Here is a 26,991-nt window from a genome sequence, read left to right as displayed (position 1 = left end):
TATTGGAAGTGTTGGAAATTGCTGTCGCCACAGTATTGTTAGTCAATACAGTTATTCATGGGTTTTTACCTATGGGTAACTGTATTTTATTGTCTTTGCAAAGCTTTTCCACATTTCCATCCTATATTAATAAACAAAAGTTGAGGAAGCACTAGAGGAGAGAGTATGATGAAGAAAATCAGTAAATCTGCAGATTTCTCGCTGCTAGCGGTGAATTAGCAAAATAGCAAAGGTAGGTGACCAGATGTCGCCAGCAACAAAGAAGAACAAGGAGGAAAAGAAGAGAAAGACATTATTATTACTTGTCCTCTACGTTGCAACTGCTTTATTCACAAGTTGGTTGTTATTCGTTTTACTATCCCCTTTCTTTTTTGCACAGGATGAAACGAAAGATCAGCCATTCGCCGATTTTAAAGTGAATTTGGTAGGGGAGTTACCTTCTTCATTAGATGAAGCAATTGTTGAAATTGGCGGCGTCGATAATACGTTAGATGACATTCAGCGGACGACCGAAGCGTTAGCGGTTGTACTTAGTGATTACTATTTTCATAGGGAACAGCAATAGGGGCCCCCGTCCTTTTGGATAGTGTTAGAAAAGATATATATATAAAACTGTTGGAGGCAGAATGATGTCTATACATAATGTTATGGAAGAAATTGTGTCAGAGGTTCTTGTGAAATATCAAGAGAAATTGCAGTTAACTTGTGAATGTGAGCGTTGTCTGGATGATATTAGGGCCATTGCGTTGAATAATTTGCCGCCGCACTATATTGTCCAAATGAAGCACAGTCCTTACGTACGCGCACCGTATACTGCGGATCGGCAAGGTGTGACCAATATCATGTTAGTTGTGACAAAGGCGGCCGGAATTGTCTCGTCGAATCCCCGTTGTGGAGAACATGCTTCTACGAAGTAGTATTGATTTTTATATAAAATAAAAGGAGAGGGCACATGGCCTTCTCCTCACTGTCATTTCCCTTTAAATATAGGTTTCCGTTTTTCTGCAAATGCCGTCAATGCTTCAATTCGATCTTCTGTCGGAATGGTCATTTCATACGCTTTACGCTCGATGGCGAGGCCAGTCTGCAAATCCACATTCATGCCGTGTTTAATCGCAAACTTTGCCTGCTGCACAGCAATTGGACCGTTTGCAAGGATTGCATCGGCAAAGTCTGTTGTTGTTTGAAGTAAATTGTCTGGTGGTGCAATTTTCGTCACGACACCATAGTCAATTGCCTCACTGGCTGTTAATTTCCGAGCCGTTAAAATCAGTTCAAGCGCCTTCGCTTCGCCAATTAACCGCGGTAATCGCTGCGTTCCACCAGCTCCTGGAATAATTGCCAACCCAGTTTCAGTGAGTCCCATCAACGCAGTTTCAGCGGCAATACGGAAATCACATGCTAGTGCCAGCTCCATCCCTCCGCCAAATGCAAAGCCATTTATCATTGCGATTGTCGGTTGAGGCAAGTTTTCAATCGCCGTAAAGACATCACCAATTTTATAAATATTACGTTTCACTTGCCAGTCCGTTAACATTTTACGTTCCTTCAAATCGGCGCCAACACTAAATGCTCGCTCGCCAGAACTGGTAAAAATAACGACACGAATATCGGGATTGATGCGGATGGATTCTGTAATCTGTCCAAGTTCGACCAACATATCGTAATTAAACGCATTCATTGCTGCAGGTCGGTTAAGTGTTACAACAGCAATATGACCTGTTTGTTTATAGTGAATGTTTTCCATAGGCCAATCTCTCCTATTTAATAGATGTACTTAATTAGAACATACCACTTTATAAGATTGGATGCTATTCGAATCATGTCTTTCTAGTGATAATAGTTGTGAAGTGGAAGAAATTTGATATAATTTTGGAAGTGAGGTGGGTTACATGAAAGGAATAGATATATTCGTAGGTAGGCAACCGATATTGGATCAGCAAGGAGATATCTTTGCCTATGAATTACTGTATAGAAACAGTAATGATAATTTTTTCCCAGGGGTTGATTCAGACATAGCAACAATCGGCTTGCTTGTGAATACATTCCTATCAATCGGCGTTGAAAAGGTTGCGGGGAAAAGTGTTGCATTTATCAATTTTTCAGGCGAACTACTTGCGCAGGATATCTTCTCGGGCTTGAATCCCGATCGGATAATCATTGAAGTTTTGGAGGATGTCGAAATTACACCTTCACTGCTTACGAAAATGAGGCTATTGAAAGAAGCGGGCTTCAAGATAGCTTTAGATGACTTTATCCTTCAGGAACAATACCTCATACATAGAGTACTGTTTGAAATTGTCGACATTGTTAAAGTAGATTATCTACATACAACTGAGGATGAACGGATAGAAATTGAAAGATTTATAAAAAGGTATCCCAACATTCAATTACTGGCGGAAAAAATTGAAACAGAAGAACAATTTTTACATGCCAAAACAGTAGGCTATCAATTGTTTCAAGGCTATTTCTTTGCCAAGCCTGAGATCATCACGGGAATTGAAATCCCATCAAATGTTAGTCTCCACTTTCAAATTATTGAGTTATTCAATAAAGAGTCACCGAATATTGACGAGATTGCAAGCCTTATTATGCGTGATATGTCGCTGGCCTATAAATTGCTGCGCTTTATCAACACGATGGCATTCCAAGTGCCGAAACGTATTAGCTCTATCAAACAGGCGATTGTTGTCATTGGATTGCAAGAAACGAAAAAGTGGATGCTTATTATTGCGCTGCACGAAATGGGAGAGGGCCAAGGAAAAGGACGCATCAAAGCCCTTGTCAATTTCTCCTTAACACGAGCAAAAATGTGCGAACTACTGGCAAAACATGCCGATAAGAAAAATCCAGACGAATACTTTCTTGCGGGCATGTTTTCATTTCTCAACGTCATCATGAAACGAGACTGGGACGATATTTTGGAACAGATTCCGTTATCCGATGTAGTCGCACGAACATTAAAGGGCGAGCAGACCGAAATCACTTTATCACTCGAACTTTCAAAGGCGATCGAACAGTTAGACTGGAAACAATTCGAGCAACTTGCCGAGGAAATCGGCATCACCAACTCCAAACTCAGTGCTTATTCTTTAGAAGCCTATCGCTGGGCACAAATTGCAGAATAAAAGTAAACCGCTCACCTGGATTTTTTTATGGTGGGCGGTTGTTTGAGTTTGTCCTTAGGGTTTAGGGAGTTGCCGTGACAGTTCGCGACTTCGCCATGACAGTCTCCAAGTGTCCTTACAGTTAGTCCCCTTGCCATGAGAGTTCTCCAGATCGCCCTTACAGTTCGCTAATTCGCCATGACAGTCTCCCGTTGTCCTTACAGTTAGTCCACTTGCCATGAGAATTCTCTAGTTCGCCCTTACAGTTCGCAAACTTGCCATGACAGTTTCCCGTTGTCCTTACAGTTAGTCCCCTTGCCATGAGAGTTCTCTAGTTCGCCCTTACAGTTCGCGAATTCGCCATGACAGTCTCCCGTCGTCCTTACAGTTAATCTACTTGCCATGAGAGTTCTCCAGTTCGTCCTTACAGTTAGCCCATTCGCCATGACAGTCTCCGAGTGTCCTTACAGTTAGTCCACTTGCCATGAGAGTTCTCCCGATCGCCCTTACAGTTCGAAAACTTGCCATGACAGTTTCCGGTCGCCCTTACAGTTAGTCCACTTGCCATGACAGTTTCCGGTCGCCCTTATAGTTAGTCCACTTGCCATGGCAGTTTCCGGTCGCCCTTACAGTTAGCCCATTCGCCATGACAGTTCTCCCGATTGCCCTTACAGTTATCAAAATTCACATGCCAATTTTTAATTCGACAGTAAAAAGAGCCTTTCTATTTCGAAAGACTCCCGGCTCTTCTTTAAAGACGGATGATTTTATCCCCTGAAATATAAAATGTTGCCGTAGACTTACCTTTTTTTACAAGGCTAGATCTTGATATTACATAACGGGCTGCATTTCCGTCCTTTAAACTTAAAAAAATACGACAATCGCTATTTGTCATCGAATTTTTTACAAGAATAAACCAATCTTGAATAGCATCATTATAAGGATCTTCTGCATCTTTTATGCAACGTGGGCAGTGCCAAGTCTCCCGATTTTTCCGCTGAAGACGCCCATGACAATTACGGCATAATAACCCCTTTCGCAAATCATCCGGATTTATATGATAAAAGGAGCAAAGTGGAAATGGATTAAATTGCTGTTGTTCGGCATAAATCTGCTTTGTTATATCTCTGATTTGATGGGGTGTAAGAATTTTTTCGGCAGGCTTCAACTTTTGGAGATAAAAAGGAATTTGCTTTTTGTAAATGATAGGGAAGTTGTCAGGGGCATCCACAACCTTTGTATTCGGGTTTGCGAGAACAAGTAGACCAAGCGTATTCAAATGGATCCCACGCTGACGGAACCATTCATCAAGATTCAACCTATTCGCTTCAATCTGGTAAACCGGACAATCGAGAACCACTTCGTCACCGGTTTCGAGTACTTGTTCAAGATGGGGAGGATTTGGTACAAATCGGACCGTATTCTTAAGGTTTTTCACCTCGACAATCAAAACATATCGCTCGGCGATAACCAAAGTATCAATCTGAAATGTGCATTTTGGGGAAATACACAAATGTACATCAGTAAAAATTTTCACTGTCTGGGGGAATTGAGTACGCTCAATATAGGAATCCACGTTGCACTCGCCCGAATAACCAGCACCAATTCGATAAAGTTGTTTTTGTAACACCGGTAATTTTGGATGTTCAGGATGAAGTCGGGCAATCAGGCGGGGTATTCCTTTAAGTAGAATAGGTTTATTACGTTGAATAGTAGTACTTATGTGACCCATCTCCTTTCTTAATAAAACTGATAATTCTATTTTATTATACTGGAAAGGATATTAATTGACAATAGTTTTACAACTTAATTTCTTTAGGTAGCCCAGTTTCCAAGATTCGTCGTCCAGTTTACGCACCGCATCCCACACTTCCCAATTCCCATTTCCCCTCATTTTGGGTAGAATAGAAGTCAGGAGTTGATACCACATTGAAAACAGCAATTGTTACAGATAGCACGGCTTATTTACCTACGCATTTACGAGAAGAACTAGATATCCATATGATCCCACTGACAGTCACACTTAATGGGGAAGCGTATGACGAAGAAATCGATCTAACGACCACCGATTTTTATGATAAAGTGCGGGGGGACGGTCCGTTACCGAAGACGTCGCAGCCGCCTGTTGGCAAATTTGTTGAACTGTATGAGTCATTAAGAGAAACGCATGATGCAATCATTTCCATCCATTTATCAAGCGGCATCAGCGGTACGTACGCGGGTGCAGGACAAGCGGGCGAGATGGTGGAAGGCATCGATGTGTACGCATTCGATTCGGAAATCTCATGTTATCCACAAGGTTTTTACGTGCTACGCGCGGCACAACTGGCACAACAAGGTGTAACGCCAGATGCTATCATGGCGGAACTCGCTGAAATGAAACAAACATTGCGCGCTTATTTCATGGTAGACGATCTTGCGCACCTCCAGCGGGGCGGCAGATTATCCAGCGCACAGGCACTCATTGGTGGACTACTCCAAGTTAAGCCGCTACTTCATTTCCGCGAAAAAGTCATTGTCCCCTTCGAAAAGATTCGGACACGCAAAAAGGCCATGAAGCGCATCGTGGATTTACTCGCAGAAGACGCAGCAAAAATGCCGCTAGAAGCGGTCATCATCCATGGAAATCAACCCGAAGGAGCCGAAGCATTGCTTTCGGAACTAACCGAACAATTACCAGACGTTCAATTCACCATTAGCCATTTCGGACCTGTCATCGGTACACATTTAGGCGATGGCGCAATGGGACTCGGCTGGGTGAAAAGACAAGCATAAATACAACGGAGGTGTTGCAGTTGACCCATACATTCGACCCGGCAGTCAGGGATTTCCTGACGGGCCGTATTTGGCTCCGGCTGCACACACCATTCCCAACCGAAACAATCGATGCCCACATCTCATCCAAGCACATTAAGACTATCCCTGGCATTACATCCACCAAAGCGCGTCATTTCTGCAATCGCTGTGAAAATGACAACCCGTCGCGCTTCACAACATTCAACTGCGCCAAATGCCAAGGCCCCTGCACCTATTGCAGACATTGCCTCAAAATGGGTCGTGTTTCATCTTGCACCGAACTCATCAGCTGGAACGGGGAACCGCCAACATACGCAACAGACCATTCACTCGCCTGGCAAGGCACACTAACCCCGCGCCAACAGCAGGCATCCGACGAACTGACGAATAGTACCGCCAAAGGCACTCCACACCTCATTTACGCAGTCTGCGGATCTGGAAAAACAGAAATTCTATTTCAACCTATCCACAAACTCTTACTAGAAGGCAAACGCGTTTGCCTGGCAGCTCCGCGCGTCGATGTCATCCTAGAACTCGAACCACGCCTGCGCGCAGCATTCCCGCAAACCGCAATCGAAGCATTATACGGAGGCGCAGAGTCTACAACAGCAGCCCCCCAACTCATTCTCGCAACAACACACCAACTCTATCGATTCCGGCACGCATTCGACGCCATTTTTGTCGATGAAGCCGATGCCTTTCCTTACACAGCGGATGAAACGCTGCAAAGGGCCGTCCGTAAAGCGGCAAAACCCAGTGCACCCATTCATTTTGTCACAGCTACACCATCGGACAAACTACTTGCAGACATCAAACGTAGCGGCCAAGTTTCTACCATCAACAGACGCTACCATGGCCATCCACTACCCGTCCCTCGGTATAGCACCTTATGGAATTACACCAAGCATATTCAAAAAGGAATACTACCTAAAAAACTCATCACTTGGACAACCCAATGCCTAACCCAACAAAAACCGTTTCTAATTTTCTTCCATACTATCGCACTCATGGAGGCGGCTGAGCCTTTATTTCAACAGCTCGATACGCGCATTCACGCAGTCCATGCCGCGCATCCCGACCGTAAAGAACATGTCCAAGCGCTGCGCGATCATAAAATTCCAGGCCTGCTCACCACAACAATTCTAGAACGCGGCATCACCATCCCTAACGTTCAAGTCGCCGTCGTTGGGGCGGAGCAACTAATTTTCAACAAAGGCGCACTCATCCAAATCGGCGGTCGTGTTGGGCGTTCAGTGCACTATCCAACGGGTGACTTTGTCCTCTTCCATCACGGCATCACCTACGCCATGGACGCAGCAAAAAACGATATTATTCAGCTCAATAAAGGAGAAATCCGCATATGAACGAATGCCTTCTCTGTCAACAAGCCATCGCCTCCACACCATCATGGCAAGCACTGCTTGGACTCGAAAAACAAACTAACATTTGCCCAGATTGTTCAAAAAAGTTTCAGCGTGCCGATAATAAAGAAGAGAGTGACATACTCGACCGAATTACATCGCTATACAGCTATAACGAAGCGATGCGCGAGTACTTACACCAATTCAAATTTCTCCAAGACATTCGATTGGCAGAAGTCTTTGCCGATGAATTGCGCACCTCTTTAATAGGAGATGCCATCATCGTCCCGATTCCCATGCATCCCGAAAAAAAGATTCAACGGACCTTTGCCCATGTAGATGAACTGCTAACAAGCGCGCGCATTCCCTATATGCATCTACTCGAAAAACTAGATACAGTGGCAATGGGCGAAAAATCGAAAGCACAACGTCTTGCGATGAAACCTTTATTTGCAGTAAAAAAGGGAACCACCATTCTACCAAGTACGTACATACTAGTAGACGATATTTATACAACCGGCACAACGCTCTGCCATGCAGCAACTGTCTTAAAGGAAGCAGGTGCAACGCGCGTCGAAGCAATTACACTAATCCGTGCCGAACGATAACTTAATGAGGAGATGGAAATAATGGCAGAACTACGAAATTGCCCAACATGTGGCGAGTTTTTTAACTATACAGGTGTGCGTGATGTATGTTCGAAGTGCGCAATGAGCGAAGAAAAAATCTATGAAGAAGTTTATCGCTTCCTTAGAAAACGTGAAAATCGAGCGGCAACAATCGAACGGATTGTCGAAGCAACAGGTGTCATCGAATCATTGCTATACAAATGGGTGCGTAAAGGAAGACTGCAACCTGCAATGTTCCCTAACCTTGGCTATCCATGTGATGGCTGTGGGAAACTGACGAGCAAAGGAAAGCTATGTGAAAGCTGTGCGACGAATATCCAGAACGATTTGAAAATATTTGAAGCTGTGACAGAATTCAGGGAAGCCATCGTAGAAAAAGACAGGGCAACATACTTTTCAGATCGCAGATCAAGATGATAATGAACCGGTAGTTTTCGGACTAACCGGTTTTTCATACGAAAGACCCTAAACCTTCACGAACTTATGCCGAAATAAAGAATAAGGTAATACAAACCGCATAAGCTATACAATAAAGTGTCAACGAAAGGAGCGAGATCAAATGAAAATCCAAAAGTTTACTATCCCTGCCATTAATCCATACAAAACAAATCAGGTAAAAGCTGAACAGCTAGAAAAAAAATCAAAGATGCTAACGGACAAACTCGAAATTTCATCCGAAGCGAAACAACTATCCGAAGTTTCACCCTTTACCATCGAACGCAAAGAGCGTGTAGAGCAACTAAAAGCAGCAGTCGAATCAGGCACATACAAAGTAGATGCCGAACAGCTCGCTTCCAAACTAGCGAAGTATTATAAACCGTAAAAAAGAATGAAAGCAGGCCAAAAACATGTCCATTACAACGATCTTGACGTCACTCGACAATCTGGGAAAACTGCATAGAAGCTTGTTGCGGATTGCTCATGACAAGACAGCGGTCATCAAAAGCGGGGACATGGAAGGACTCGACCAATTGCTGAAAGAAGAGCAATCCCATTTGGCTGCCATCCTGCAAATGGAAGGTCTGAGGCAGCGGGAAGTAGCGCACTATTTAACTGATCAAGGACGATCAGTACCAGCGAATCCAACTATCGCTGATTTGCTGAAAACCACACCAGAAGCGGACAAGCAAAGCCTTGTGGAGGCGAGGGACCGTCTCCTGCATGCGATTCATGACTTGAAATGGCAAAACGATTTGAACCAGAAGCTGACCTACCAGTCTCTTCAGTTCGTGAATCTATCGCTGGACATGGTCCGCCCGCGCCCAGACTCGACTAACTACTCAAAAACAGAAATCAGCGGACAAAAAGTATCGAAAGAACAAGTCTCTTTCGACTCACAAGCTTAAGGAGGAACACCCTACCATGCGCTCATCATTTATGGGATTAGAAACAAGTAAACGCGGCCTGTTCACACAACAATCCGCACTCTATACAACAGGACATAACATCAGTAACGCTAACACACTCGGCTACTCACGCCAACGCGTTAATATGGAAGCAACGGCGGGATTCCCCGGCGTCGGGCTAAACACTGGCACAATGCCCGGATTCCTCGGAACAGGTGTCCAAGCTAACTCTGTCCAGCGAGTCCGAGACTCTTTCGTCGACCACCAATATAGACAAGAATCTACGAAACTGGGTTATTGGGATACAACATCCAAGGCAATTACGCAAATGGAAGACGTTTTAAACGAACCTTCCCAGTATGGCTTGCAAAAATCACTAAGTGAATTCTGGTCGTCACTACAAACTTTATCTGCCAACCCAGAAAACAGTGGTGCACGTGGAGTTGCTGTCCAGCGTGGGATAGCAGTAGCGGATTCCTTCAACTATATGCATAAATCATTGACGGAAATCCAAACAAACTTGGGCAAAGAAATTGCTATCACAACAAAAGATGTCAATTCAATCCTACAACAAATTGCGAACTTAAATGAGCAAATCACAAAGGTTGAACCAAACGGCTATTTGCCGAATGATTTGTATGATGCGCGCGATGCATTATTGGATCAGCTATCAGCCATTGTTCCAATCGAAACGGAATATGTAAAATCAGGCGGACGTGCACTAGCCATTGCTGAAGGTGCAGTTATCGTGAAGATTAAAACAAAAGGTACAGCGGTAGAAGTTGTCAATGGCACTAGTGTTTCTAAAATGTCTGTTGCATCGGTCAAAACACCAGATGCTGACGGCAACCCAGACGGTGCAGTTACTGGTTTTAAATTTGGCGGAGTAACACTCGACATAAAAGATATGTTAGGAAGCGGAACGATGAGGTCGCTTGTTGATTCATATGGCTATGACGAAGGAATGGGGGCAGGGGAAAAAGGTCTCTATCCAGATATGATTGAAAAATTGAATGAGATGGCAAGAGAATTTGCAGCAGAGTTCAATAGAATTCATGCTGGTGATCCCGCAAATCCTACTAAATATCCAGGTGGTACAGATCTTGATGGGAATCTGGGGAAAGAATTCTTTGTTATCAAAACAAATGACGGAACTGTTATTGATGCCAGTAATATCTATGTCAGTAAGGACATCATTGATAATCCGGGATTGATTGCAGCGTCAGACTCAACGCCAGTTACCCCTCCACTTGGCGGAATAGGTAGTGGTGATGGTGAAGAGGGGAATGGTAAAAATGCATTAAATCTTTCAAATATGCAATTTTCTAAAATATTATCAGGTGGCGCAACAATCCAAAGTCACTTCCAAGGTCTTGTCGGAAAATTAGGTGTAGATGGCCAACAAGCCGAGCGACTTGCTTTCAACACAGCAACATTACTAGGAGCAGTTGAACAACGCCGTGCATCTATTAGCTCCGTCTCACTCGACGAAGAAATGACGGATATGATTCGATTCCAGCAAGCCTATAATGCATCGGCACGTATGATTACCGTTGTCGATGAAACACTAGAGAAGATTATCAACGGCATGGGAGTTGTCGGAAGGTAAGAAGGAGGAACTTAAATGCGCGTTACACAATCGATGCTTTCTAACAATATGCTCCGGAATGTTTCTACGAGCTACAATAAAATGGGGAAGCTACAAGATCAAATTACAACTGGTAAAAAAGTAAATCGTCCATCCGATAACCCCGTTGTCGCTATGAAAGGCATGGGCTATCGGATGACTGTCGACAAAGTTGCCCAGTACCAAGAAAATCTAGGTGAGGTAAACAACTGGCTTGATAGCTCAGACGATGCGCTCGACAAAGTCGGACAGGCGATGCATCGTGCCAGAGAACTTGTTACAAGTGCGGCGAATGGAACAATGACACCTGAAGATAAAAAAAAGGTTCAAAGTGAACTCGATCAATTACGCGAGCATATTCAAAACTTGGCAAATACAAAAGTAGGGGATAAGTATATTTTCAGCGGTACCAAAACGGCAAAACCTTTCCATAATGGCACTGATTATGAACCGGATGCTGCATTTTCGGAGAAAGTAGAAATTGAAGTGTTTGATGGAGTCATGATGATAGTCAATACGGATGTAACGAAGCTTTTTAAAGACATTGATGAAGTATTTAACGAGTTTGGCCCCGACACAGACTTCAGCGCCGCAATTGCAAAAATCGATGCCAATATGGACGAAGTACTAACAACAAGAGCCAACATCGGTGCACGTCAAAACCGCGTTGAAATGATGGGCAACCGCCTAGAATCCCAAGAAGCCGCTGCAAAAAAACAAATGAGTGAAAACGAAGATATCGATTACGAAAAAGTAATCACTGAAATGATCACACAAGAATCAATCCATCGTGCCGCACTTTCCGTTGGTTCACGTATTATCCAGCCGTCTTTAGTAGACTTCTTACGATAAGCACCAATACAAAACTCTGAAAGCGTTTGGACAACCTCCAAACGCTTTCTTTAGAAGGTGACCCATAATGAACATCCCGCAACTCCAAGTAACAACAACAAAAGCACTTCTAGGATTGACGACACAACAACCGAAACAACAAATCGAACAACCAACAGCAACACTAGATCTCCAACAACCACAAGCTGACATGACAATCAATACAACAAAATCAAGATTATCAATAGATACAACAGAAGCCCGAGTAGATATGGACTTAATGAGTTCTGCCCGCCGTACAGAAGAAGTTGCCCAGTATGCCCGTTCAGAAGCCTCCAATGGAATCGCGCGCCGTGCAGAAGACGGCAATGAACTTATGAAGATTGAAAATGGCGGAAATCCAATGCATTCATTTGCTGACAGAGCATTTAGGCAACCCTATAGCAGCTTAAACGTCAAATTCATCCCATCCTATGGCAGTGTTAAAGTTTCCTTTGAGCCAGGTAATGTGGATATCCGAGTTGAGCCACAACAAGTAATTAATAAAAGCTCAGCGAACAAGACGATGCATACATACACACCAGGAAAAGTATCAATCGAGTTACTCCAAAAACCATCCACTCAAATAGACTGGAAAATTTAACTGCATCCCGCTAAAGGAGAAAAAACCATGAAAATCCAATCCATAATCCTAGGAGAAACAGAAGCATCCGAATCCGAAATCCTAACATTCGACAATGGAATGCCAGGCTTCGAAAACGAAAAAAACTTCATTTTACTTCCAATAGAAGGAAATGAAGTTTATCAGATCCTTCAGTCCATAAATTCGAAAGAAGTAGGTTTTATAACTGCCAATCCCTATTTATTCACAGATGAATATAATTTCAATTTGGATGAATCAACAGTTGAAGCCCTCAACATAGAATCCGAAAAAGATATAATCGTCTTAACAATCGTTACCGTCAAAGAACCCTTCAATACTTCAACCGTAAATTTAAAAGCACCTATCATCATCAACACAAAATCCAGAAAAGCAAAACAATGCATTTTGGAAAACGCGGACTATCCAATCAGATATTCCATCGAAACCAACTTGCAGAAAGCCAAGGGGTGACGGAATGCTCGTACTATCTCGAAAAAAAGGTGAATCCATTTGGCTTGATGATCAAACTGAAATTACCATTAGTGAAATAAAAGGCGACCAAGTCAGAATTGCCATCAAAGCACCCAAAAACATCACCATTTTACGTGGCGAACTAAGAAAAGAAATATCAGAGTCCAACACAGAAGCCGTAAAAATAGACAATTTCATAGATTTTCTCAAACACGAAAAAAAATAAACTTCAATCCCGGGTGCCAGTTACCGCCACAATTCACGAACTTCGAATTGTGGCAGCAACTGGCACCCATTTTAAAAAATAAACATTTCTATTAAACATTCTAAAAGACAATCCGATAATAGTATTGTAGCGAGGAAAACGGGGTCCGGCCGGCCCGGTCTCCTCGGTATAAAAAATGTGCTCACAAGGACGTGAGCAACACATTCAAGGAGGAAATTAAAATGAGAATTAATCACAACATCGCGGCGCTTAACACGCACCGTCAACTAGGCTCAGCAACAAGTGCACAAGGTAAGTCAATGGAAAAACTAGCTTCGGGTCTTCGTATTAACCGTGCGGGTGACGATGCAGCCGGTCTTGCAATTTCCGAGAAAATGCGTGGACAAATTCGTGGGTTGGATCAGGCATCTAAGAATGCGCAGGATGGTATCTCAATGATTCAAACAGCTGAAGGCGCGTTAAGCGAGACACATGATATTCTTCAACGTATGCGTGAGCTTGCTAACCAGGCAGCTAACGACACGAATACAGATTCAGATCGTGGAGAAATTCAAAAAGAGGTCAACCAATTAACGTCTGAAATTAATCGTATTGGTAATACTACACAATTTAACACTAAAAACTTACTTAGTGGAGAGCTAAATGTTAAAAACTCTACAACAGCTAAAGTTAGTGGTGGATCAGTTGCTGGTAATGTCGAAATTATTGATACAGCTAAGAATGCAAAGGCAACAGGTTCAGCTTTATCAAATGTCAGCATTTCAGAGGTAGGTGGTAAGACTGTAACCGGGGATGTTACTTATGCTGATCATTCAACAGCCGATAAAGGACCTAAAATTGAGTTGACAGCTGCAACCGTAACGGGTGCTAAACGTACAGATTCAGCTGCTGAAATTTCTTCTTTCTCGGGTACTTCCATCACAGGAACTAAAGCTTATACGACTGCAGGTGCACCTGGAGAGTTTGAAGGTCCCGATGTAGCAGCTGGTAATAATGAAATTCAATTTACATTTAACGGAAGTACTTATACTGCAACACTTGCTGCACATGATTATGATGGTACTGCAGCTAATGGTGCTGCTAAATTTGCAGCGGACTTACAAACTGCTATGCAAACGGCAGCTGCTGCAGATGGAAATGCATCTGATATCACTGTAGCGTTTGGTTCAGATGGTAAAATATCTATTAATGCTACTGATGCAAATAGTAGTACATTAGCGATTAACGGTGGAGGATTGGTTAGTGAACATTTGCTTGCAGCCCCAACCGATACATTACAAAATGCAACAAAGACAGCAAATAACGAGTTAACATTAAATATTGGCGGTACAACTAAAACAATTACATTAGCTAATGCCACATATGATCTTACGCAATCTGGGGGTGCAGGGGATGATCAGGATGAATTCTTAACGGACCTTAACACTAAACTTGATGCTGCTTTTGGACCGGGGAATGTGACGGCAAGTTTTGATGCAGACGATAAGTTAGTGCTAACGAATGCTTCTAAAGGTACTTCAAGTACGATTACTGACATTTCTGGTAGCGCGGCTGCGGCTCTTGGGCTTGATGGAGGAAACGCAACACATTCACAAGGTACGGAGAATAATCAATTGACGGTTACATTGAATGGTAGTACAAAAACAGTGTCCCTTGATGTTAAAAATTATAGTGCAGGTGGCGACGATTCAGCCGATGATTTTTTAGCCGATATCAAAGCTAAAATTCAGGCCCTAGGTGGAGATTTTGCAACAGTAGATGTTAAGTTTGATGCCGATAACAAGATTCAATTTAGCACTGCAAATGATACCGATACGTTCACTATTGATGGCGGTGGGGCTGCTGCATTGGTAGGTACAAACTTCACTGCAGGAACAGAAGGTGCAGGAAATAATGAATTAACGCTTACCATTGGTGGTGTAACTAAGTCAGTTACTTTAGCAAATGGTGACTATGATTTAACGAATGCTGGTGATAAAACAACGTTCCTTACAGATCTTAATGGAAAGCTAGATTCTGCATTCGGAACGGGAAATGTACTTGCAACTATTGAGAATGATAAGCTTGTCATTAAAAATAGTCTAACAGGTGATCAGAGTACTATGGGAGCAATTACTGGAACTGCTTCTGGATCATTAGGTGTGAGTTCTGCAACATTAGAACAAGGACAAAATGCAAATAATACGGGGACAATTAGTATAGATGGTCATAATGTAAACATCAATATAACGGCGGGTTCTTATACGCCGGGTGGCTTAGCGTCTGATCTTCAAACTCAAATCAGAGCGTCGCATACAGATCTTGCAAATGCTAGTGTTAGCTATGTTGATGGGAAATTTGAAATATCCTCTGGTTCTGAAGGTTCAAACGGAACTGTGTCAATTACTGCCGATGATTTGGCAAAGACGCTTAAATTAACAACTGATCAAGGCGCACAAAATGTTGTAGGTTCAGACGCTGTTGATGAAGGGTTAAAATTACAAATTGGGGCAAATGCAGGCCAAAGTATAAACATTGATGTTAATGACATGAGAAGTGCGGCACTTAAAATCAGTGGTGATGCAAATGAGTCAGGAGCAAATGTAACTGCAAAAGACGGAAAAGTTGCATCATATGTTAGCACTGCAAGTGTTACAAATGGAACTGAAAATAATAATAGTGAATATGCATTAGACATTTCTACACACGAAAAGGCAACAGCAGCACTAAGTGTTTTAGATGATGCAATCGCTGCAGTATCAGGTGAAAGATCTAAATTAGGTGCTTTCCAAAATAGATTAGATCACACAATCAATAACCTAGGTACATCTTCAGAAAACCTAACAGCCGCGGAATCACGTATCCGTGACGTTGATTATGCTTTAGCTGCCTAAGCAGTAACAAGCACAGTCGTCCTAGCTGGTAACGGCTAGAGAGTATGATCGGGTGAATTGCTGGAAAACCCTTAGAGCTTTTCTTGCCACAACGTAGTTGGAAACGACAGGCGTGACGGTTCGAAAAAAGAAAAGATTGGGCAATCAGCAGCGAAGCTCCTGTCTTGAAAGAGTGGAGAACGTCCAACGACTAGGATAGACCATCTAAGGCTATTGCTATGATGATGAAATCCATAGGTGAAACAATGTCCATCAGCATTGTGAATCCAAAGCGCCCGACCCCTATCGAGAAATCGAAGGGTGAAGATATAGTCTAGTCATTAGTGAAAGCTAATGTTCGCACGATGGCGAAAGAAATGATGGAGCAAACGAAGAATTCAATTCTTTCTCAAGCAGCACAAGCAATGTTGGCTCAATCCAATCAAATACCTCAAGGTGTCTTACAACTCTTGAGATAATGATTCGAAGGGCGTCTTATCGGGTAACGGATAAGAGTACAACTGGGTGAATTGCTGGAACTTCCTAAAGCCCCATCAACCACAACGTAACTGGAAACGGTCAGCGTGATGGTCTGAAAATGATGAGGATGAAACAATGGACAATCAGCAGCCAAGCTCCTGTGGGGAAACCCTGGAGAAGGTTCAACGACTAGGATATACCGTCTAAGGCAACTGCTATGACGATGAAATCCGTAGGACAAGCAACGCCGTCCGAAGCGCCCAGCCCCAAACAGATCATGCTGTGGGTGAAGATATAGTCTATACCATGATTGAAAGACATGGAGGCATAGCAAGCCAACCAACAACCACAAGGGGTTCTACAACTTCTTCGTTAATATTAAATTATTTGAAAGGGACTCTAGTTTTGCTAGGGTCCCTTTCTATTTAATTGTAGATAATACAAAAAAAGATGGGGGATTGTTCAATGAAATATATGTTTACTGATCCAAATACTCATATAGATTTTGGTTTCGGATTGAATGCGTCGAACTTTCATAGTACAGCTAATTACTTGTGGGAAAATAATCCTGACAGAAATACAATTGGCTTATTACCTAACCTCTACTTATACAGACATTCTATTGAGCTTTATTTAAAATCTCTAATCGTTATCATTCATAAAAAATTAAAATTGGATTACAAGGATGGGGCTGTCCCTTTTGATTCAAGAGAGCCTTTTATCTTATATGAGGATCCCAATGGAAAAAGGAAGTGGAATAAGATGACTAGCAGTCATTTTATTTCCACGTTATATGAATATTTAGAAAAACTAGTTAGAGAACATGAATATAGGCTAAGAGAAGAAGCATCACAGGAACTATCAGTGATTATAAACCCTGATAATAGAAGGATAGTTGACCATATTAAGAAATATGATGATGGTAGCACGTATTTCAGGTACTCTAATCTTGGTGAATCAATTCAAAACACTAAGGAATCGGAAAAAAATTATAATAAAAAGATTGAAATACAGGATCTTCAAAATCATATTGACATTAAAAAGCCATCATCGTTTTTTGTTATTATAAACCCAGATTCGGGAGAAGCAGTTGAAGCGCATAAAGGTATGAGAGAAATGCCTTTGAAGGAACTTGCGGAAGATATGAGGAAGTTGGTTGAGTATCTATCCGGTATACACGCTATGTTTAGAGTATGTCTTTGTAATGGCTATTAAGGCGCTTGGACAGATATCTCAATGATTTTGGGGGACAGGTACTCACACAATTCACCGAGGTAATCCGGACAAAATGAAAGGTGTCAGGGTCTCATACAATCATATCTCAAAAGAATATCCAACAAGCTTAGTTATGGTGACCAATAGCCTTGCATGACAGTAATAAAAAGTAATTAAAACCTTTATAAGTATAATAGTCTATATGATTATACAAAAAAATGCTCCTTCTGTAGAATAGATACTGATAACCAAATCAGTTCCCTACACTACAAATGAAGGAGCATTTCATATGAAAAGTGTAGTCCAAGACACCGTCTTTCGTCAATACTTATCTCTGTTGCCTCGGAGCGTATTGGATTGTCCATCATGTTTCAGTGCCAGTCATCCACACAACTCGGAAACTATTTCGACAATTTAATTGTGACTAATAGGATTAAAGTAAACGCCACTTCCGGTATTGACAAACTACTCCAAAAAAGTTGAATGACACCAAAGTAAACTAGCTGCCAAATCTTTTTGATAATCTATGAACCAAAAGCAATCCTCAATCGTATTCTTCATGCCCTAAAACAATACTCAGCCAGTTGACTAACCGACAATCCAGTCTGCTGGCGTATTCGTGCAAGTGATTCTCTGTGCTTTTCATCAATGACAATTTGATACTCCTTAACATCTCCGACCTCCTTTTTTTCTAGATTGAACAAAGGAAAGATAGTCTGGAGACACACTTCTGTTGTCGAACTGTCAAATAACGTGTGCAGTTTGTTCAGTCTTTCATTAATTTCAGATGTGGGCTTCGATAGCTCATACTTCGCCGGCAAATAGATAGTCGTGCGTGCTGCAATCGAGCGTAATGGTTGTATGGGCATTGCTTTTCTACTCATTGCTGCATGCAACCATGGTGATACAAGGCTAAGAAAATAGATGATTTGAAACTGGTCATAGATGAGCAGACGGTTTTGTCCATCCTTGACAAAGTGTAGTTTGAATTTGTTGAAAAGTATTTCAATCAGCATGTCGTTTTCCACAGTACTGAAATTGTCGGTTGACAAAATAATCTTACAAACAGTTCCGCTAGTTATTTTTAAGTGGCCATCATCCTGATACCACCAGGCTAAAGCCTTTTCGTCCAAAAATTGTTCAATATAGTTGAAAGGGAGCGTCTTTTTTCCGTTTGGATACCAAAGTCTATACAAATCCGTAATCAGCTCATCCGTCCTTGCTTGCACAATATACCTTTCGGAAAATCCGCACTTTAGCCTTTGGTCCATCACTTTCTGGTAAGTGGGGGCTGACAGAGGGATGTGATTTTTCAATTGTTCATAACAGTAAGTGGCCCATCCAACATCCTCAGTACGATGCATGAACTGAAATCGTGGTTTTCTCCCGTTCTGCTTTGTAATGCAACCATCCCCCAATAACTTTCCGCATATAAAATGATTGAAATTATGATAGTCGGTCAAAATTTACTCACTCCTTACGAGGGAACATTCATTCTAAATATAGCAGATTTCTCTCGATAAATCTCTATTTGAATTTGATATTTCAGTGCACAGTCACTCAAACAACTCATTTTCCACAAATTCTATTTCAATATTTCATAATTGAACCGATATAAAAGATATGGAAACGTCACACATTATAAAAAAAATATTGGAGGAACACCTAGATGAAACTTGTTATTGAGCAACAGGAAATAGAATTGAAAAAAGATCCATCATCGGACGAGGTCATTGAGAAAATAAAGGAATTAATAGCGGCAGATGATAACTTTAGCCATTTCATTGCAGATGGAACTGAAGTTTATGAAAACCATGAAGAATATCTGAACCTAAATTTGGACCGAATCTCGAAACTGGAAGTCATCGCAAAGTCAGAAAAGAAATTCATGAATGATGTACTTAACTCGGCAGAAGAATACTTGAGACGTGCTAATTCCGATCTTGTAGCATTATCTCAAGAGTTTCAGAACAGCCCAACAAAGGAAACGTGGGCAAGTTTCGAAATGCTATTGGAGGGGGCACAATGGTTGAATGACATGTTAGTGACTATAGGTGAAAGTAAAGAGCGCCCGGTAAATTGGGAAGCTTATGTTAGTCTAGCGGGTGGAATGCAAGGTGAACTTGCGAAACTTGGACAAGCTGTAGAAAAAGAAAATCATGAGCAGATTGGGGATATCATTCGTGATGGCCTGATTTCGACCTTTGAAGCGTTGGAAGTTGAGATTGGGAAGACGATTGATGCAGAAGGAATTAGAGAATATCTTAATTAATTGGTGGCGGGGGTGTAGAATATTATCTTATTTCCATGATAAGTGACTTTTCACGAATTAGTTTTTTAAGATTGGAAGAAATCCCATAAACGCAACAAAATATGACCAACAAGTAGTACATACTGTTTTCGGAAAATTGGAAGGTGTGAAGAAATGATAGAAAAGACAAGAGAAATCATACTCCCCGAGTACATGACCCAATTTCAATGTATCGGGTCAGCTTGTGAGGATACATGTTGTGCTGGGTGGAAAGTTACTGTTGATAAAGAGACATATAAAAAATATAAAGGTACGAAAAATCCCGAAATGAAAACACTTTTAAATGAAAATGTGAAACGGAATCGCTCGGGTAATTCAGATGACTTATACGCTAAGATAAAAATGAATAACTCAGGTGATTGCACGCTGTTAGATGAAGATCATTTATGCAAGATACAAAAAGAATTGGGTCCCGATTTTTTATCAAATACTTGCGCTGTGTATCCAAGAAATTTGAATCTGGTCGATAATGTAGTCGAAAAAAGCGCGACATTGTCATGTCCTGAAGTGGCAAGACTGGTCCTCTTGAATGAAAAAGGAATTGATTTCATCCAGGATGTGGAGCCGAGTAATACGAAGGGTTTTTTGAAAAAGCATTCGATGTCAAAAGAACAGCAGGAATTATTCTGGAACCTACGAATATTTACTATCAGAACCTTACAGAATAGGAACATATCGATTGAAAATCGACTCATCATTCTAGGACTATTCTATAGGAAGTTCGATAAGCTTAGTTCTGAAGGGAAAAGTGAAAAGGTATTATTGTTGATGCAAGAGTTTGAAAGTAGTATAGACGACGAAAGTTTATTGGATTCTATTAAACAGCTTCCTGGAAATATTTCGTTTCAAGTAAGTATGTGTAAAAGTCTTCTTGAATACCGTTTATCAAGTTCGATAACTAGTCAGCGATATGTAGACTGCTTAAATGAGATGGTTAAAGGGCTTGGTATTGATATTGAATTTTTTGAGGATGATATCAACCAACGCTATAAAGAGGCGTATGAAGTAGATTACAAACCATTCATAGATAAACACGAGTATATTCTAGAAAATTACCTAGTGAATTATGTATTTACGAATTTATTCCCTTTCGACAAAAAAACGGTAACAGACAGTTTCGCAATTCTTATTATTAACTTTTCAATGATAAAGTTGCACTTGATCGGAATGGCCAAATACCACAATGGATTAAATAATGACTTAGTAATTAAGCTTGTTCAATCCTATTCTAAGACAATTGATCATAATAATGCTTATTTGAAAAATGTTGAAAACCTTTTGAAAGGACATGGTTATACGACTCTGGCACATATGGTTGTGCTTGTACGGAGTTAATTCAGCAGGATTTCGGTGCTAGTCACTCGCACAACTCGGAAACGATTCCGTCAATTAAAGTGTGGAGCCTGGCACTCACACAACCACCATATGAAAAAACTAGAACACAGTCTATTCAGCATATGGCTGTGTTCTAGTCTGTTTAGGTGCACAGTCACTCACACAATTTCTATCCCCTAATAATTTTCCGCAAATATAATGATGGGATTCTACTAATCCGGTCATCCCACTGGTCACGAATTTCTCTTCTTATCGCAACAAAATCAACACAGTAAATCCCATTTGAAACTCACAAATTTGAACCGATATAAAGAATAGGAAGTTTAACTATTTTCTCATTGAATTCTAAATCGTGATAGGTGTTGATACTCCGTGCCTAGACACACCTGCATTTATATAAGAAGTTAGTAGCGAGGAGGAAATAAAATGAATCAGAATCAACAACAGAAGGAATCCCTCGAACAACAGCTTCAGTGGACTCGGGAACAGATTCGTATCTTGGACATGATGGACGTGAATCTCCATGAAATGAAAAGGATAGCTGAATACGCTGTAGAACATACGCTTACGGCAATTGAAGGTGAGCGGTTGAACCGTGAGCTGCATGCGTTAAAGGAGGAATTCAGCTCCCTAGAGAAACAATTGTATCCTGTTCTTCATTAATATTTGTGTTTCGGTGCCAGTCACTCACACAATCTAACAAATGATCATTAATTCTTGAGAGGTAATAATGACCCATCACATGATGAACATAATTCTACAAAAGAATGGGAGGGGCGGCAATGAATCTTCAAAACTTTGAACATTATATTGATCAAAAGATAGTAGATAGAGGCCATGAGTATTATATGGATGGGCATGTTATGGCGGTGGGACTTCATGATCATGAATATTGTTTTCAAGTTGTTGGAGTAGATAAGTACGAGGTGCTTGTCACACTAAACAATGATGGCGACATTCTGTCCTCTTATTGTGATTGTCCGTATACATATGGACCAGTTTGTAAGCATGAAGTTGCAGTCTATTTCGAGCTATTAGACATGTTAGATGACGCATCGAGTGAATCGGACGTTATGGAGAAAGGGCAAAGCGGCTTAATTGAGGTACTTAACAATTTATCGAAAGATCAGTTAATCGACATTATTGATGAGTTAGCTGGAAAAGATAAAATCCTGAAAAGTCGTTTAATGCTTACGTATTCGAAAGAGACAACAGGGCAAGAGTTGGCAAGTTTTAAAAGTTGGGTTCATTCTATTGTGAGTAAATATAAGGGAAGAGAAGGTTTTATTTCTTACAGGGAAACGAATGATTTTGCAAGCGAATTGAGTGAGTGCTTAGTGCAAATTGAGGCCTGTTCGGATGCAGTTGTAGCACTAGGGCTTGCTTTTTTATTGGTAGAGGAAGCGATTGAAGCATTTCAATATGCGGATGATTCTGATGGCGATATCGGTTGTTTAGTGGAGGATACGCTAGAAGTGATTGAAATGACGATTACTAATGCACTAGGTTCGGAAGTTGGACAAAAGCAAGAGCTTTTTGAAAAACTTCTCAAGCAATGTGAGCATCCGGTTTTTGAAGGATGGGAAGATTATCAAATTACGTTATTAAAAATCTGTACAAATTTTGCAGATAGCAGCAAGTACAGGGAAGCGCTAAGTCGAAAAGTTGAATCATTGATTGATGAAAATACGTCTCAGCGTTATCAGCATTACCGTAATGAGGCCTTGAATCGACTGTTATTTGAAATGATTGACCAATATGGTACGGAAGAGGAAGCGGATCAATTTATACAGGCTCATCTGCATTATTCGTCATTTAGGGAAGAGCTGATCCAACGATGTATAGTTGAGGGGAATTACAATCGGGTCATCGAGCTGGCAGCAGCGGGAGAACGGTCTGATATGGAGTATTCGGGATTAGTCTCGAAGTGGAAGAAATTTAGATATGAAGCTTACAAAGCGCTATCGCTAAGAAGGGAACAAAAATTATTAGCAAAAGACCTTTTTATGAATGGTGATTTTGATTTTTATCATGAATTGAAGGCGCTTGCCAAGGATTCAGACCAATTTTATGGGCAATTAAAGCAAGAGTTACAAAAGCATTCAGGGTGGCAATCGAGAAGTCTGTTTCAAAGTCTGATTGAGGAAGAAAATGATACAGATGAATTAATGGAGTTTGTGCGAGCATATTCAGAGTGTATTGAACAGTATGCTAGCGATTTGGTAGGAGTCTATAAAGAAGAGGTCCAGCAGGTGTATAAGGAGCATATTGAAATGACGGCCAATCGTGCATCGAATCGCAAAGACTATCAAGGTGTATGCCGAATGATTCGACGGTATGAAAACATAGTGGGAAAACAGCTTCAGCAAGCAATTGTGAATGAGCTTCGAAGTAGTTATAGAAGGAAACCAGCTTTTGTGGATGAATTGAGTAAGATTTGATTATTCGAATTAAAAAGAGCCATTAAATAGTACCTAGCTGACATATAGTCGGGCATCCTTATAACTGAAAACCAGCCCATCCACCGAGTACATATCTCGATGGAATGGCTGGTTTTTATGTTATACTTATATGCTTACGTCTAAACATAAAAACGTATTACCCATACTGAAGAAAATAATCTTTAACTAAGATTAAGAAATTGAGGATTGAATATGTCAAACAATAAAGTGAAAAAAGGAAGTCTTATTGCATTCTTGCCGTTACTTGTTTTCGTACTCCTTTTCATCGGTTCAGGAATTGTGACAAAAGACTTTTCGAATATGCCATTGAACGTTGCGATACTCATTGCTTCGGCGGTGGCGCTAATGATGAATCGGAAAGAAACATTTATTGAAAAAGTTGATATTTTTACCAAGAGTGCAGGTCATCCGAATATTATTTTAATGGCTGTGATCTTTCTTTTGGCGGGTGCATTTGCGGGTGTTGCCAGAGGCATGGGGGCGGTTGAATCGACTGTCAACCTTGGCTTGTCATTGTTACCTGCAAATTTGTTGATGGTCGGCTTGTTTGTCATTGGTTGTTTTATATCGATTTCGATGGGGACATCAATGGGAACGATTGTGGCTTTGGCACCGATTGGTGTGGGGATTGCGGCTCAAACGGATATTCCGGTGGCGTTGGCTATGGCGACGGTGATTGGTGGTGCGATGTTTGGCGACAACTTGTCGATGATTTCGGATACGACGATTGCAGCGGTGCGAACGCAGAACACGAAAATGAAGGATAAGTTTAAGGTGAATTTCTTCATTGTGTTGCCGGGTGCAATTGTCACGATGATTCTTCTTGGCATTTTGACAAGTGGCAATGTAGCGGAGCTTGCTGGTGATCATCCGTATGAGTTCGTGAAAATCCTGCCCTATTTAGCTGTGTTAGTGGCAGCATTGTCAGGCGCTCATGTATTAGTGGTTTTGGTTGGTGGCACGATTTTTGCGGGTGTCATTGGGCTGATGGATGGCTCTTATCAGCTGAGTAGCTTCTTGCAGGCGATTGCTGAAGGGGTAATGGCAATGGAGGATTTGGCCATTGTCTCTATATTAATTGGTGGCATCGTGGGGATTATTCAGTATAATGGCGGAATCGATTACTTATTACGGGTTATCACCAGTAAGATTAAAACGAAAAAAGGTGCTGAGTTTGGCATTGCTGGTTTAGTGAGTGTGGCGGATATTGCAACTGCCAATAATACGATAGCCATTATTATTACAGGGCCAGTCGTCAAGCGAATTGCTGATGAATATGGTGTAGATCCTCGCAAGTCGGCAAGTTTGCTGGATACATTCTCTAGTTGCTGGCAGGGCATTTTGCCTTATGGTGTACAGTTACTCGTAGCTGCGGGATTAGCAGCTATTTCACCAGTGAGCATTATGATGTATTCATTTTACCCGGTTCTTATGGGTATTTGTTGTGTGATAGCGATTTTGATTGGTTATCCGAAATTCAAAGAGGTGGGTTAAGACCCCTTCGCTAGAGTGGAGGAAGAAAAAAACTACCGCACTCCGGTGTCCAGTCGGACGAGTATTAGCCAATCGCCCATTTCATACTAGGTGACAGTTATACTGCTTATGTAGGTGTGTTTAGTTTGTGTAAAAATGATAGCTGGATGTATCTTTTTCGATTGAAGATTGAAACCGAAAACCTGTGTATCCAGTTTTAATTAGTAATAGAAAGAATTACTGTCCAAGCCAGTAAGAAGTGTAGTTGGCCAATATGGAATACTATTCAGTAAAATCACTACCATCATATGAAAAAAACTAGAACACAGTCCAATCAACATATGGCTGTGTTCTAGTTGTATGTTTGGGTTGACATAAAAGCATCACACATAGGCACTCGATCAATCTAATTGCCATACAGCCATCTAACCCCACATCATATCTACATCACTGTACACTCAAAACGAATGATTTCACTTCCCTCTCAAAAACATTAACCAATTGGTCAAGAACTGTTAAATAAACGACTCCATTGCCTTCAAGTTTTGGTGAGAATCCTAGTGGAACAGTTCTTTTGATCAGCTGTGCATAGAGTTCTGGTTCTGAAAGTGGTCGTTGGAAGCGATAATTGACCAAATTTATGATAAGGGCCAGAGCTCCGGAAACATGGGGTGCCGCCATGGAAGTTCCGCTTAGTTTCGCATATTTTCCATTGAGATACGTTGAGAGAATTTCTTCACCTGGTGCGACGACATCAATTTCGTTGTGAGAGTTGCTAAATCTGGAAGGGTGCCGTTTGTCATTAATCGAACCTACGGAAATGACTTCGTTGTAATAGCCTGGATAGGCGAATTCATCGGTTGATTCGTCTTTATCTCCTTCATTGCCGGCAGCGCACACGACAAGGATATTGTGAGCGATTGCTTTTTTGATCGCTTCGTGAAGTTCGGGTGCATCGATTGGCCCCCCTAGCGACATGGAGATAATATCCGCTTTTTGTTCAATTGCGTAATGGATGCCGCTGATAATCCACTCATATTTGCCCGCGCCGTTTCTATTCAATACCTTTACAATCAGCAAATTTGCCTCGGGCGCTACGCCGACTACGCCTTTATTGTCCTGTTGGGCAGCGATTGTGCCGGCAACGTGGGTTCCATGTCCATTGTAATCGAGAAATGTAGTTGGATCGCTATCATCGTCATCCGTAAAATTTCGGCCGCCTATAATCCGTTGTTGTAAATCGGGGTGATCATGATCGCAACCCGTATCCAGGACGGCTACCGTAATCCCTTTTCCTTTTGTTTCATGCCAAATCTTTGGTGCCTGTATCAAATCTACACCTGCCGGAACTTCATTGGCCTGCGCTATTTCAGCTATCACATCATATGGAATTACATGAGCAAAATTCTCCACATTATACCTCCTCATGGTATTGTTCGCTACCTATCCATTCTGGGTCCTGATGAAAGAACGTTTTTTGCCTGTAATCACTGCTGTAGGAGAGATGCCAAAGGAAATGCTTCTATTACTAGTACTTCCTGCATATTATAGGAGACTGTAACTGATTGATAGAGTCGTGGTGTACTTAATTGACCCAACCCATTGTAATGATCAGTTAAATTAGGATGCAATTCAAATTTGAAAAGTGATTCTACACTTCTATTAAAAAATCATCATATAATAGAAAACGTAACATACAATAAAAAGGGATTGGGCGTTTGAGCAATCAGTCCTACATCAGTAAACAGGATGACAGATTCAGGGATGATTTTGCACAGCGTACGACCGTGAAAATCATTGGGCAAAAAAAGCAGTTAGCCGAGAGA

Annotated in this window: 26 protein-coding genes; 22 read left to right on the top strand and 4 right to left on the bottom strand. The window is 41.4% G+C overall.

All coding sequences use genetic code 11. The features are described from left to right. Positions 1-244 precede the first annotated feature (244 nt). Both R2B72_RS07415 and R2B72_RS07410 read left to right on the top strand, forming a co-directional pair. Complete coding sequence (locus tag R2B72_RS07415) at positions 245-565, top strand: hypothetical protein (RefSeq protein WP_318615809.1); 321 nt, start codon at positions 245-247, stop codon at positions 563-565. A 64-nt stretch (positions 566-629) separates the two neighbouring features. Continuing rightward, the gene (locus tag R2B72_RS07410; RefSeq protein WP_318615808.1) at positions 630-917 is read left to right on the top strand and encodes a late competence development ComFB family protein; all 288 of its coding nucleotides are present in this window, start codon (positions 630-632) and stop codon (positions 915-917) included. A gap of 53 nt (positions 918-970) precedes the next feature. Here R2B72_RS07410 and R2B72_RS07405 read toward each other — a convergent pair whose 3' ends face one another. Next, positions 971-1,747 carry an enoyl-CoA hydratase-related protein gene (locus R2B72_RS07405; protein ID WP_318615807.1) on the bottom strand — a complete coding sequence of 259 codons (777 nt, stop codon included), beginning with the start codon at positions 1,745-1,747 and terminating at the stop codon, positions 971-973. Positions 1,748-1,892: 145 nt separating this feature from the next. Here R2B72_RS07405 and R2B72_RS07400 point away from each other — a divergent pair, with 145 nt between their 5' ends. Further along, entirely contained in the window at positions 1,893-3,128 is a 1,236-nt protein-coding gene (locus tag R2B72_RS07400) for an EAL and HDOD domain-containing protein (RefSeq protein ID WP_318615806.1), read from the top strand. A gap of 730 nt (positions 3,129-3,858) precedes the next feature. Here the strand turns inward: R2B72_RS07400 and R2B72_RS07395 are convergent. Beyond that, positions 3,859-4,839 carry a nuclease-related domain-containing protein gene (locus R2B72_RS07395; RefSeq protein WP_318615805.1) on the bottom strand — a complete coding sequence of 327 codons (981 nt, stop codon included), beginning with the start codon at positions 4,837-4,839 and terminating at the stop codon, positions 3,859-3,861. A 197-nt stretch (positions 4,840-5,036) separates the two neighbouring features. Here R2B72_RS07395 and R2B72_RS07390 point away from each other — a divergent pair, with 197 nt between their 5' ends. The 14 genes from R2B72_RS07390 (at position 5,037) to R2B72_RS07325 (ending at position 17,584) form a co-directional block, all read left to right on the top strand. Further along, positions 5,037-5,882 carry a DegV family protein gene (locus R2B72_RS07390; RefSeq protein ID WP_318615803.1) on the top strand — a complete coding sequence of 282 codons (846 nt, stop codon included), beginning with the start codon at positions 5,037-5,039 and terminating at the stop codon, positions 5,880-5,882. A gap of 20 nt (positions 5,883-5,902) precedes the next feature. Next, entirely contained in the window at positions 5,903-7,267 is a 1,365-nt protein-coding gene (locus tag R2B72_RS07385) for a DEAD/DEAH box helicase (protein WP_318615802.1), read from the top strand. Then, positions 7,264-7,872, top strand: a complete 609-nt coding sequence (locus R2B72_RS07380; protein ID WP_318615801.1) for a ComF family protein — start codon at positions 7,264-7,266, stop codon at positions 7,870-7,872. The genes R2B72_RS07385 and R2B72_RS07380 overlap by 4 nt, the downstream gene beginning before the upstream one ends. Positions 7,873-7,893: 21 nt before the next feature. Beyond that, the gene (locus tag R2B72_RS07375) at positions 7,894-8,310 is read left to right on the top strand and encodes a TIGR03826 family flagellar region protein (RefSeq protein WP_318615800.1); all 417 of its coding nucleotides are present in this window, start codon (positions 7,894-7,896) and stop codon (positions 8,308-8,310) included. A gap of 142 nt (positions 8,311-8,452) precedes the next feature. Next, entirely contained in the window at positions 8,453-8,716 is a 264-nt protein-coding gene (gene flgM, locus R2B72_RS07370) for a flagellar biosynthesis anti-sigma factor FlgM (RefSeq protein WP_318615799.1), read from the top strand. 25 nt (positions 8,717-8,741) lie between these two features. Beyond that, the gene (locus R2B72_RS07365) at positions 8,742-9,239 is read left to right on the top strand and encodes a flagellar protein FlgN (RefSeq protein ID WP_318615798.1); all 498 of its coding nucleotides are present in this window, start codon (positions 8,742-8,744) and stop codon (positions 9,237-9,239) included. 16 nt (positions 9,240-9,255) lie between these two features. Beyond that, a complete protein-coding gene (flgK, locus tag R2B72_RS07360; RefSeq protein WP_318615797.1) occupies positions 9,256-10,848 on the top strand; it encodes a flagellar hook-associated protein FlgK in 1,593 nt (530 codons plus the stop codon). Positions 10,849-10,863: 15 nt separating this feature from the next. After that, on the top strand, positions 10,864-11,718 hold the full coding sequence (flgL, locus tag R2B72_RS07355) for a flagellar hook-associated protein FlgL (RefSeq protein ID WP_318615796.1): 855 nt from the start codon (positions 10,864-10,866) through the stop codon (positions 11,716-11,718). Between the two features lie 67 nt (positions 11,719-11,785). Continuing rightward, a complete protein-coding gene (locus R2B72_RS07350; protein ID WP_318615795.1) occupies positions 11,786-12,340 on the top strand; it encodes a DUF6470 family protein in 555 nt (184 codons plus the stop codon). 27 nt (positions 12,341-12,367) lie between these two features. Beyond that, entirely contained in the window at positions 12,368-12,811 is a 444-nt protein-coding gene (gene fliW, locus R2B72_RS07345; RefSeq protein ID WP_318615794.1) for a flagellar assembly protein FliW, read from the top strand. Positions 12,812-12,815: 4 nt separating this feature from the next. Next, the gene (csrA, locus tag R2B72_RS07340) at positions 12,816-13,037 is read left to right on the top strand and encodes a carbon storage regulator CsrA (protein ID WP_318615793.1); all 222 of its coding nucleotides are present in this window, start codon (positions 12,816-12,818) and stop codon (positions 13,035-13,037) included. 221 nt (positions 13,038-13,258) lie between these two features. Then, a complete protein-coding gene (locus R2B72_RS07335) occupies positions 13,259-15,910 on the top strand; it encodes a flagellin (protein ID WP_318615792.1) in 2,652 nt (883 codons plus the stop codon). Between the two features lie 344 nt (positions 15,911-16,254). Further along, positions 16,255-16,368: a flagellin gene (locus R2B72_RS07330; protein WP_412177805.1), complete on the top strand. Its 114-nt coding sequence runs from the start codon at positions 16,255-16,257 to the stop codon at positions 16,366-16,368. Positions 16,369-16,834: 466 nt separating this feature from the next. Beyond that, positions 16,835-17,584, top strand: a complete 750-nt coding sequence (locus R2B72_RS07325) for a hypothetical protein (RefSeq protein ID WP_318615791.1) — start codon at positions 16,835-16,837, stop codon at positions 17,582-17,584. A gap of 557 nt (positions 17,585-18,141) precedes the next feature. Here R2B72_RS07325 and R2B72_RS07320 read toward each other — a convergent pair. Further along, entirely contained in the window at positions 18,142-19,047 is a 906-nt protein-coding gene (locus tag R2B72_RS07320; protein ID WP_318615790.1) for an endonuclease, read from the bottom strand. A gap of 206 nt (positions 19,048-19,253) precedes the next feature. Between R2B72_RS07320 and R2B72_RS07315 the strand changes: the two genes are divergently transcribed. From R2B72_RS07315 to R2B72_RS07295, 5 genes are all read left to right on the top strand, one after another. Beyond that, positions 19,254-19,856, top strand: a complete 603-nt coding sequence (locus R2B72_RS07315) for a hypothetical protein (RefSeq protein WP_318615789.1) — start codon at positions 19,254-19,256, stop codon at positions 19,854-19,856. 153 nt (positions 19,857-20,009) lie between these two features. Further along, positions 20,010-21,230: a flagellin lysine-N-methylase gene (fliB, locus tag R2B72_RS07310; RefSeq protein ID WP_318615788.1), complete on the top strand. Its 1,221-nt coding sequence runs from the start codon at positions 20,010-20,012 to the stop codon at positions 21,228-21,230. Between the two features lie 426 nt (positions 21,231-21,656). Continuing rightward, entirely contained in the window at positions 21,657-21,893 is a 237-nt protein-coding gene (locus tag R2B72_RS07305; RefSeq protein WP_318615787.1) for a hypothetical protein, read from the top strand. Between the two features lie 119 nt (positions 21,894-22,012). Beyond that, positions 22,013-23,671 carry a hypothetical protein gene (locus R2B72_RS07300; protein WP_318615786.1) on the top strand — a complete coding sequence of 553 codons (1,659 nt, stop codon included), beginning with the start codon at positions 22,013-22,015 and terminating at the stop codon, positions 23,669-23,671. 213 nt (positions 23,672-23,884) lie between these two features. Beyond that, complete coding sequence (locus R2B72_RS07295; RefSeq protein ID WP_318615785.1) at positions 23,885-25,186, top strand: Na+/H+ antiporter NhaC family protein; 1,302 nt, start codon at positions 23,885-23,887, stop codon at positions 25,184-25,186. 426 nt (positions 25,187-25,612) lie between these two features. Here the strand turns inward: R2B72_RS07295 and R2B72_RS07290 are convergent, their stop codons facing one another. Further along, on the bottom strand, positions 25,613-26,578 hold the full coding sequence (locus R2B72_RS07290; RefSeq protein ID WP_318615784.1) for a S8 family peptidase: 966 nt from the start codon (positions 26,576-26,578) through the stop codon (positions 25,613-25,615). Positions 26,579-26,991: the final 413 nt, after the last annotated feature.

The organism is Sporosarcina sp. YIM B06819 (assembly GCF_033485175.1).
Lineage (GTDB): Bacteria > Bacillota > Bacilli > Bacillales_A > Planococcaceae > Sporosarcina.
This window is presented reverse-complemented; position numbering and strand designations above follow the sequence as displayed.

Excerpts from the sequence above, each read along its gene's own strand:
- R2B72_RS07335 (WP_318615792.1), top strand. The coding sequence starts at position 13,259 with ATGAGAATTAATCACAACATCGCGGCGCTTAACACGCACCGTCAACTA.
- R2B72_RS07295 (WP_318615785.1), top strand. The coding sequence starts at position 23,885 with ATGTCAAACAATAAAGTGAAAAAAGGAAGTCTTATTGCATTCTTGCCG.
- fliB (WP_318615788.1), top strand. The coding sequence starts at position 20,010 with ATGATAGAAAAGACAAGAGAAATCATACTCCCCGAGTACATGACCCAA.
- R2B72_RS07380 (WP_318615801.1), top strand. The coding sequence starts at position 7,264 with ATGAACGAATGCCTTCTCTGTCAACAAGCCATCGCCTCCACACCATCA.
- R2B72_RS07330 (WP_412177805.1), top strand. The coding sequence starts at position 16,255 with ATGGCGAAAGAAATGATGGAGCAAACGAAGAATTCAATTCTTTCTCAA.
- R2B72_RS07400 (WP_318615806.1), top strand. The coding sequence starts at position 1,893 with ATGAAAGGAATAGATATATTCGTAGGTAGGCAACCGATATTGGATCAG.
- R2B72_RS07350 (WP_318615795.1), top strand. The coding sequence starts at position 11,786 with ATGAACATCCCGCAACTCCAAGTAACAACAACAAAAGCACTTCTAGGA.
- R2B72_RS07325 (WP_318615791.1), top strand. The coding sequence starts at position 16,835 with ATGAAATATATGTTTACTGATCCAAATACTCATATAGATTTTGGTTTC.
- R2B72_RS07395 (WP_318615805.1), bottom strand. The coding sequence starts at position 4,839 with ATGGGTCACATAAGTACTACTATTCAACGTAATAAACCTATTCTACTT.
- R2B72_RS07305 (WP_318615787.1), top strand. The coding sequence starts at position 21,657 with ATGAATCAGAATCAACAACAGAAGGAATCCCTCGAACAACAGCTTCAG.
- csrA (WP_318615793.1), top strand. The coding sequence starts at position 12,816 with ATGCTCGTACTATCTCGAAAAAAAGGTGAATCCATTTGGCTTGATGAT.
- R2B72_RS07300 (WP_318615786.1), top strand. The coding sequence starts at position 22,013 with ATGAATCTTCAAAACTTTGAACATTATATTGATCAAAAGATAGTAGAT.
- flgK (WP_318615797.1), top strand. The coding sequence starts at position 9,256 with ATGCGCTCATCATTTATGGGATTAGAAACAAGTAAACGCGGCCTGTTC.
- flgM (WP_318615799.1), top strand. The coding sequence starts at position 8,453 with ATGAAAATCCAAAAGTTTACTATCCCTGCCATTAATCCATACAAAACA.
- R2B72_RS07375 (WP_318615800.1), top strand. The coding sequence starts at position 7,894 with ATGGCAGAACTACGAAATTGCCCAACATGTGGCGAGTTTTTTAACTAT.
- flgL (WP_318615796.1), top strand. The coding sequence starts at position 10,864 with ATGCGCGTTACACAATCGATGCTTTCTAACAATATGCTCCGGAATGTT.
- R2B72_RS07315 (WP_318615789.1), top strand. The coding sequence starts at position 19,254 with ATGAAACTTGTTATTGAGCAACAGGAAATAGAATTGAAAAAAGATCCA.
- R2B72_RS07415 (WP_318615809.1), top strand. The coding sequence starts at position 245 with ATGTCGCCAGCAACAAAGAAGAACAAGGAGGAAAAGAAGAGAAAGACA.
- fliW (WP_318615794.1), top strand. The coding sequence starts at position 12,368 with ATGAAAATCCAATCCATAATCCTAGGAGAAACAGAAGCATCCGAATCC.
- R2B72_RS07405 (WP_318615807.1), bottom strand. The coding sequence starts at position 1,747 with ATGGAAAACATTCACTATAAACAAACAGGTCATATTGCTGTTGTAACA.
- R2B72_RS07365 (WP_318615798.1), top strand. The coding sequence starts at position 8,742 with ATGTCCATTACAACGATCTTGACGTCACTCGACAATCTGGGAAAACTG.
- R2B72_RS07410 (WP_318615808.1), top strand. The coding sequence starts at position 630 with ATGTCTATACATAATGTTATGGAAGAAATTGTGTCAGAGGTTCTTGTG.